At 63.8% G+C, this 7,513-nt stretch carries 8 protein-coding genes; 2 read left to right on the top strand and 6 right to left on the bottom strand.

The window, feature by feature from the left end:
• From ACF8RA_RS22650 to ACF8RA_RS22625, 6 genes are all read right to left on the bottom strand, one after another.
• On the bottom strand, positions 1-655 hold a 655-nt coding region (locus ACF8RA_RS22650), incomplete at its 3' end, for a response regulator (RefSeq protein WP_392519594.1).
• 54 nt (positions 656-709) lie between these two features.
• On the bottom strand, positions 710-1,270 hold the full coding sequence (locus ACF8RA_RS22645; protein WP_176684113.1) for a PQQ-dependent catabolism-associated CXXCW motif protein: 561 nt from the start codon (positions 1,268-1,270) through the stop codon (positions 710-712).
• A 308-nt stretch (positions 1,271-1,578) separates the two neighbouring features.
• Positions 1,579-2,370 carry an ABC transporter permease gene (locus ACF8RA_RS22640; RefSeq protein ID WP_392461244.1) on the bottom strand — a complete coding sequence of 264 codons (792 nt, stop codon included), beginning with the start codon at positions 2,368-2,370 and terminating at the stop codon, positions 1,579-1,581.
• Positions 2,367-3,107, bottom strand: coding sequence for an ABC transporter ATP-binding protein (locus ACF8RA_RS22635; protein ID WP_129932255.1), 741 nt, complete (start codon positions 3,105-3,107; stop codon positions 2,367-2,369). Before ACF8RA_RS22635 ends, ACF8RA_RS22640 begins: the two co-directional genes overlap by 4 nt.
• Positions 3,104-4,093: a YVTN family beta-propeller repeat protein gene (locus ACF8RA_RS22630; RefSeq protein ID WP_209966628.1), complete on the bottom strand. Its 990-nt coding sequence runs from the start codon at positions 4,091-4,093 to the stop codon at positions 3,104-3,106. The genes ACF8RA_RS22635 and ACF8RA_RS22630 overlap by 4 nt, the downstream gene beginning before the upstream one ends.
• 30 nt (positions 4,094-4,123) lie before the next feature.
• A complete protein-coding gene (locus ACF8RA_RS22625; protein ID WP_392461245.1) occupies positions 4,124-5,317 on the bottom strand; it encodes an ABC transporter substrate-binding protein in 1,194 nt (397 codons plus the stop codon).
• Between the two features lie 150 nt (positions 5,318-5,467).
• Between ACF8RA_RS22625 and ACF8RA_RS22620 the strand changes: the two genes are divergently transcribed.
• Positions 5,468-6,742, top strand: coding sequence for a histidine kinase (locus ACF8RA_RS22620; protein WP_176684110.1), 1,275 nt, complete (start codon positions 5,468-5,470; stop codon positions 6,740-6,742).
• Positions 6,742-7,380: a response regulator transcription factor gene (locus ACF8RA_RS22615; RefSeq protein WP_003254098.1), complete on the top strand. Its 639-nt coding sequence runs from the start codon at positions 6,742-6,744 to the stop codon at positions 7,378-7,380. Before ACF8RA_RS22620 ends, ACF8RA_RS22615 begins: the two co-directional genes overlap by 1 nt.
• Positions 7,381-7,513: the final 133 nt, after the last annotated feature.

Below are 7,513 nucleotides of genomic sequence, written 5' to 3'. Positions count from 1 at the left end.
GATAATCAGCAAAATCGATATCGCCAGCACTGAGGATGGCTTGTACCCGGTTGTGCACATTGAGCTTGCGCAAGATCGCCGAAACGTGGGCCTTGACGGTGGTTTCGGCGATGTCCAGCGTGTAGGCGATCTGCTTGTTCGATTCGCCTTTGGTCATGCGCTCGAGCACCAGCAGTTGCTTGCGGGTCAGGGCCTGGAGCATTTCCGGCGGGAAGCTCGGGGTATCGTTATGGCGCCGGCTGGTACTGCTTTTCTGCGCGCGGATGATGTCTGGCGGCAGGTAGACATTGCCATTGAGGATCTGCTCGATCGCTTCGATCATCTGTGAACGTGGCGACGATTTGGTGATGAAGCCCACGGCACCGTAGGTAATGGCCTGCAGCACGATCTGCTTTTCCTGCTCGGCCGAAACGATGACCACCGGCGTGGTCGGTGCCTCGTTGCGCAAGGTGATCAAGCCATTGAGGCCGTGCATGCCGGGCATGTTCAGGTCGAGCAGGATCAGGTCGAGGTCGTCATGCGCCTGGGTCAGGGCCAGGGCGCTTTCAAGGTCGGCGGTCTCCATGACCTCGCTGCCCTGGAAACCATCGCTGATGACATTGTGGATGGCTTCGCGAAACAGGGGGTGATCGTCGGCAATCAGAATTTTGTACATGGCCTTTTCACCTTGTTTTTATTGGATGGAGCGGGGCACGCCTACGCAGGCATTTCAGGGGAACGGCACCGGTTGTGCCGGCTGCAATGGCAGGTTGGCTTGCTGCCAGGCATCCAGGCCGTCGCGGTACCAATACAGGTTGTTATAGCCCAAGGCTTTCGCGCGTTTTACCGCGTTCCAGCTTAACCAGCAATCGGAGCGGCAGTAAAAGACCAGTGGTTGGTCCGGGTGCCCGGCCGTGGCTTTTTGCAGGTTGCGCACGAAGTAGTCCTGCCATGCCGGGCTCAGTGCGCCGTCGCCGGTGTTGGCCAGCCACAGGCTGCCGGGGAGGTTGCTGTGCGGTTCGTCTTCGATGAAGCGACCTTGCAGCCATTGACGGCGATAGACGTCGATCAGCACCGGCCGGGGCGTCTGGCCCAGCAGGCTTTGCAATGTGGCGGTGTCGACGACCTGGCCGCCTTCGACCTGTTGCGGGGTCGGGCTGCGGTAGTGCGTGGTGCGATAGCCGTCGGCGGAGAACAGCGGCGCCGTGTCAGCCTGGGCGATACCTAGCGTCAGGCTCAGCGAAAGTACCGCCAGCAAGGGGCGTGGCAGCCGGGGCAGGGCACGTGGCATGGAGGTTTTCCCTTTTTGTTATGGACTCATTACATGCCAGTGGCGGTGCTTTGTGAATGCGACGATAGACAGTAAATGCAGTACTAAAGTAGTAGATGGCCGGGCGCCTGAAGGCATGGAGACGCCCTAGGGAGCAACTGTCTTGCTCAATTTCTGAAAGCTGGCGCGATCCCTGTGGGAGCGGCCTTGCGTCGCGAAAGGGCCGCGCAGCGGCCCCAGGATCTCGGCATCATGCATAGATTGCTGGGGCCGCTTTGCGGCCCAATCGCGACACAAGGCCGCTCCCACACGCGTTGCACGCCAGGTTTTCAGCGCGGCTTGCGCAGCGCTGCATGCTGAGGGTTGAAGGTGAGGATCGCCAGCAGGGTGAACAATGCGGTCAAGCCCAGGCACACCGCCAGCGCCAGCATATTCAGCCGCTCATAAAGCGCAAACCGCACCAGCTCTACGGCATGGGTGAACGGATTCACAGCACACAGCCAGTACAACCACTGACTGGCCTCGCGCATTTTCCACAGCGGGTACAACGCCGAAGACAGGAAGAACAGCGGGAAGATCACGAAGTTCATCACCCCGGCGAAGTTCTCCAGCTGGCGGATGGCGTTCGACAGCAATAGCCCCAGGGCACTGAGCATGAAGGCCACCAGTAGCAATGCCGGCAGGGCCATCAGCAAGCCCGCAGCCGGTGGCTGTACCCCGTATAACCAGGCGATGGCGAGGAAGGCATAGACTTGCAGCAGGGAAATCAATGAAGTTGCCAGCAGTTTGCTGCCCAGCAGGAACGGGCGTGGCAGCGGGCTGGTCAGCAACACGCGCATGCTGCCCATCTCGCGGTCGTAAACCATCGACAGTGAGCCCTGCATGCCGTTGAACAGCAGAATCATGCAGGCCAGGCCGGGGATGATGTACACCTCGTAGGGGATGTAGGTGTCGTAGGGCTCGATGATGGCAATGCCCAGCGCTGCGCGAAAGCCGGCAGCGAATACCAGCAACCACAGCAGCGGGCGCACCAGCGCGCTGAGCAGGCGTGTACGCTGCAGCACGAAGCGCAGCCATTCGCGCAGCATGATGCCGTTGAAACATTGCCAGTAAGCGTTCATCGGGCGTTGGCTCCTGAGGGGGCGTTGGTCAGGCGGGCAAAGGCGTGATCGAGGTCACCACCGTGCTCAAGGCTCAGCGCATCGGCGGTGCCACTGGCCACCAGGCGCCCCTGATGCAGAATCAACAGGTCATCGCTGGGCTGCACTTCGTCCAGCAGGTGAGTGGCCCACAGCACACTGAGCTGCTGCTCGCGGCACAGCCGGCGCAGGTGCTGGTTAAGCGCCAGGCGGCTGGCCGGATCGAGGCCGACGCTGGCTTCGTCCAGCAGCAGCAGGCGCGGTTCGTGCAGCAGCGCGCGGGCAATTTCCACCCGCCGCCGATGGCCGATGTTCAGCTCACGCACACGATCGCGCCGGCGTTCACCAAGGCCTTGGCGGGCCAGTTCGGCTTCGACCCGCAGGTTGCTCTGGCGCCGCGACAGGCCATGCAAGGCGGCGTGGTAACGCAGGTTCTGTTCAACGCTCAGGTCCAGGTCCAGGGTGCTTTGCTGAAACACCACGCCCAGCTGGCGCAAGGCCGGGCGTGCAGCGTTGCGTAGCGAGCAGCCGCACACGCGGATGTCGCCATGCTGCAGGTCGTACAGGCGGGTGAGCAGGGCGATCAGGGTCGACTTGCCGGCACCATTGGGGCCCAGCAATGCGGCGAAGCGCCCGGGTGCCAGGCTGAAACCGACCTGCCTGAGTGCCTCGCGCTGGCCATAGGCAAAGCTCACGTCACTGACATCGAGGGCGTTCATGGTGTCACCACCACACCCCAGGGGTAGCGCCCGACCTTCACCGACTTGAGCACTTTGAGGTTCTTTGCATCAATGACCGAAACGTCACCGCTGACACCGTTGGTGGCCAGCAACTGGCGCTGGTCCGGGGTGAATGCCAACTGCCAGACCCGCCGCCCGACCAGCAGGTAGTCGAGCACATCAAAGGTCTTGGCATCGACTACCGCCACATGGTTGGCCGGGCCCAAGGCGACGAAGGCGTACTTGCCATCGGCGCTGAGCTTGATGCCCACTGGCTGGACTTTGTCCGGGTGCACGCCCTTGATCTGGAAGTTCAGGGTTTTCAGCACCTGGCGCGTGGCCACGTCGAGTATGGTCACCGTGCCGCCGATCTCTGCCGAGGCCCACAGGTGCGAACCGTCTTTGCTGAACTCGACGAAGCGCGGGCGCTGGTCGACCAGCGTGCTGTCGGCCAGGGTCTGGGTGCTGGTGTCGATCCAGTGCAGCATGTTGGTGGTTTCGCTGGTGTTGACCGCCCACTTGCCGTCAGGGCTGACCGCCATGCCTTCGGGTTCGATGCCAACGTCGATCTGCCCGAGTACCTTGTCGGTGACGGTGTCGATCACCGTCACCAGCGCATCGTCCTCGTTTGATACATACAGCCAGCGGTCGTTGGGGTGCAGGGCGAACTGCTCGGGGTCCTTGCCGGAAGGCAGCTCCTTGATGATCTTGCGGGTGGCCACGTCCATCACCTGCACCCGGTCCGAATCGCTGGCGCAGATATACAGCAGCTTGCTGTCGTGCGACAGCAGCAAGCCACGCGGGCGCTGGCCCACCGGCAGGGTTTCGGTGACTTCCAGCGTTTGCATGTCGATCAGGCTGAGGCTGTTGTCCTTCTCGTTGGAGACCCAGGCGGTGGCAGCCATGGCGTGACTGCTGGCCAGCGCCAGGGCGCCCGACAGCAGGCTGGGGTAAATCAGGGCCCGGTGGAAGAGGGGGCGGCGCATGGCGGATTCCTTATTGTTGTGGTTGTCGGGTCAGGGGTAGCTACACGTCACTTCGGGCTTGTCATAGCCCAGGCTGTCCATTTCGTTGAAGGGATGCAGGAAGCCCTCCTGCGGCGAGGTGCTGACCAGGGCGCGGGGCTGAACCAACGGGATCGGCTGGCGCAGTTCGCCGTTCCACGGGCGGTAGCTGAGCTTGCGCCCCTTGAAGCCGTCCAGCGGCAACTGCTCGCTGAGCAGCAGTTGCTGAACCGCGCGAGGTTCGGCCAGGCGCAGCTTGCTGGCCGCACTGGCGACACTGCGTACAGCCATCCAGGCGGCGAAGTCACGGTCATTCATCCAGCGCCCGGCCTGGGCCTCGAAGCGTTTTTGCAACTGCGCCGCCCCGAAGGTTTCCACCGTCTTGTGCCAGCCCGTGGGGGTCAGGCCCTGGGTACCGGCCACCGGGCGCGGATACCACGTCTGGTAAGGCAGGTACTCGCCGAAGTCACCGCGCTCGTCGGCCACCAGCACCACGTCGTATTCGGCAGTCTGGGTGAACAACGGCATCTCGGCCTGGGCGCTGCGGCGCTGGTCGTTGTCGAAGGTCCAGGTTTTTTCCGCAACCAGTTGCACGCCAAAACGCTTCACCGACCGGCGCAGGGCAGCGGCGTACGCCTGGTCGTCCGGGGTCTGGCCGACCACCAGCAGTGCCCGTTGCCATTTGCGCAGTACCAGGAACTGCGCCAAGGCATCGGCCAGCATGGCCCGGCTCGGCAGGCTGTGCAGGACATTGCCCAGGCACTGGCTGCTGCGCAGGCTGTCGTCGGGGCTGCCGGCGTTGAACAACAGGCTGTCGGGCAGGGCGGTAGACAGCGCGCGCAGGCTGGCGGCCGGGGCATTCACCACGAACAGGCGCAGGCCTTGTTCATGCTGGGCCCTGGCGGCTTGCAGCAGGGCCTCGGGGCTGTCGACGTTGGCGCTGGTCAGCTGAAATTGCTGCTTCAGGAAACGTCCGGTGCTGTTGCTGTCGGCAATGGCCAGTTCGGCACCTTGTAGCCCGGCATCGCCGGGTTCGGGGATGACGTTGGACAGCAGCGGGCCAGCGGCGGGGCGATAGCCCAGGTAGCCGATGCGTATGTGCAGCGGGGCTGCGGCCTGGCCCTGAGCGGCGGGCGCCAGGGGGGCAGCCAGCGTTGCGGCCAAGGCCAGCAGGCAGGTCAAGGCAAGGTGGGCAGGCTGGCGCATAACACACTCCACGGCAGATGGCGCCAGCATAGGAAGCCCGCCGGGAGGGGGAAATATGCAGAAAGTAGCGCTCGGCCGGTACCAAGGTAGTAATTCAGTGCGGGGGCCGCAGTTTTACGATGGTCCACAACGGCCTGAGGAGAACCGCTTGTGCGCCTTGTCAACTTGTCGGCCCTGTGGCGAGTCAACCTCTGGGTCACGTTATGCTTCGCCTTGGTGACACTGGCTTGTGCCGGGGTGCTGTTGCACCAGGCGGTGGCTGACGTCGAGCGTGAGTTGCAGTCAGCCGAAGCGGTGGTGGCGTACCTGGGCGACACCGCCGAACGCGACCCGGTAAACCTGCAGCCCGGTTTGACCAAGAGCCTGCGCCATGTGCGGGTGCATTGGCTGGCAGCGGGTGAGGTGCCAAGGCTGCCGCAAGAGGCTGGTATGGATGCCTGGCTCGGCCGCCAGTTGTTCGGCGAGCGCTACCACAGCAGCCGGCTGCTGGACTTGAGTGATGGCCGTCGTGTGTTGATTGCCGTGGATGCGCGGGATGAAATCGATGAAGTCTGGGACTCCCTGCAGCAACTGCTTGGCGTGTGTGGCCTGGCATTGTTGCTTAGCCTGTTGACCATCCGCTGGGCGGTACGGCGGGCCATGAACCTGCTGGATGAGCTGCTGGGCGCCTTGCACCAGGTCTCGGGCGGGCAATTGACGGCACGCCTGCGCGAAGCCGGCCTGCCGGAAGCGCGCCAGTTGGCGAAACACTTCAACCGCATGGCCGCAGCCCTGGAGCAGGCCCAGGCCGACAATGCCCAGCTGACCCAGGCCCTGCTGGCGGTGCAGGAGCAGGAACGTACCCAGCTGGCGCAGACCCTGCACGATGATCTGGGGCAATACCTGGCAGGCATGCGTGCCCAGCTATGCCTGCTGCGTATGGTGGCCGAACAGCCAGAAGTGGTGACGCAGACGGCGCAGGCCCTTGAACTCAACTGCGAGCGCCTGCAGCAAGGTTTTCGCGCGCTGGTGCACAACTTGTATCCGGTGGCGCTGCACTACATGCCGCTGGCCGAGGCCTTCGGGCTGTTGGTGAGCCAGTGGCAGGCCAGCCAGGGTATCGAATGCCGGCTGCGGGTTGGCGAGCACTTGCCGGCGCTGACTGGGCCGAGCCGAACGCATTTGTACCGCTTGTTGCAGGAGGCGCTGACCAACGTCGCCCGGCATGCCGGTGCCAGCCAGGTGCGGGTACGCCTGCAGCGCAGTACCAAGGGCTTGCGCCTGTTCATTCGCGACAACGGCTGCGGCGCCCACCAGCCCCAGCGCCCAGGGGTAGGCCTGCACTCGATGGCCGAGCGCGCCCGCAGCCTTGGGGGCGAGTTACGCATTTTCAGCCGCCCGGGGGGTGGCTGGGCGCTGGCCCTTAACATTCCCGAGGAGGTGTGATGAATATCGTGTTGGTCGATGACCACGCCGTGGTCCGCCAGGGCTACGCCAGCTTGCTGCGGGCGGTGCTGCCATTGGTGCAGGTACGTGAGGCCGCCAGTGGTGAAGAGGCGCTGGCCAGGGTCCAGGAGCAGGTGCCCAACCTGGTGATCATGGACTTTGGCCTGCCCGGTATCAGTGGCCTGGAAACCACCCGCCGCCTGCGCCAGCGCCTGCCGCAGTTGCGGGTGCTGTTTTTCAGCATGCACGACGAGCTGCCGCTGGTGCGCCAGGCACTGGATGCGGGGGCTTCGGGCTACCTGACCAAGAACTCGGCGCCCGAGGTGCTGATCGAGGCGGTGCAGCGGGTGTTGGCCGGGCATGCCTACATCGAGCAGCCCCTGGCCACCCAGCTGGCTTGCCTGTCACAGCAAAGTACCAGTGACCCGCGGTTGCAGCGCATGACCCAGCGCGAACTGGAGATATTCACGATGCTGGCCAAGGGTACCCCGGCGCGGGTGATTGCCGAGCAGTTGTGTATCAGTGCCAAGACCGTGTCCAACCACCTGACCTTGCTCAAGAGCAAGTTGCAGGTCAGTTCGCATGCCGAACTGGTGCATCTGGGGATTGACCTGGGGGTGGTGCGGGTGGCGGGGTGAGGTATTTCACTGCACCTGTTGGGGCTGCGTCGCAGCCCACCGCGCACAACGGAATGAGTCCCCCCCCGACATGTGTCTACCACCAATCTGGTGTAGGAGCGGGTTTACCCGCGAATACGGTAGCGGCGGCAAC

Source organism: Pseudomonas sp. FYR_5 (assembly GCF_043106315.1).
Taxonomy (GTDB): Bacteria; Pseudomonadota; Gammaproteobacteria; order Pseudomonadales; family Pseudomonadaceae; genus Aquipseudomonas; species Aquipseudomonas putida_Y.
Note: the sequence above shows the minus strand (reverse complement) of the source record. Positions and strands in the feature narration are given on the sequence as shown.

Coding starts and splice junctions, on each gene's coding strand:
- ACF8RA_RS22645 (WP_176684113.1), bottom strand. CDS start 1,270: ATGCCACGTGCCCTGCCCCGGCTGCCACGCCCCTTGCTGGCGGTACTT.
- ACF8RA_RS22640 (WP_392461244.1), bottom strand. CDS start 2,370: ATGAACGCTTACTGGCAATGTTTCAACGGCATCATGCTGCGCGAATGG.
- ACF8RA_RS22635 (WP_129932255.1), bottom strand. CDS start 3,107: ATGAACGCCCTCGATGTCAGTGACGTGAGCTTTGCCTATGGCCAGCGC.
- ACF8RA_RS22630 (WP_209966628.1), bottom strand. CDS start 4,093: ATGCGCCGCCCCCTCTTCCACCGGGCCCTGATTTACCCCAGCCTGCTG.
- ACF8RA_RS22625 (WP_392461245.1), bottom strand. CDS start 5,317: ATGCGCCAGCCTGCCCACCTTGCCTTGACCTGCCTGCTGGCCTTGGCC.
- ACF8RA_RS22615 (WP_003254098.1), top strand. CDS start 6,742: ATGAATATCGTGTTGGTCGATGACCACGCCGTGGTCCGCCAGGGCTAC.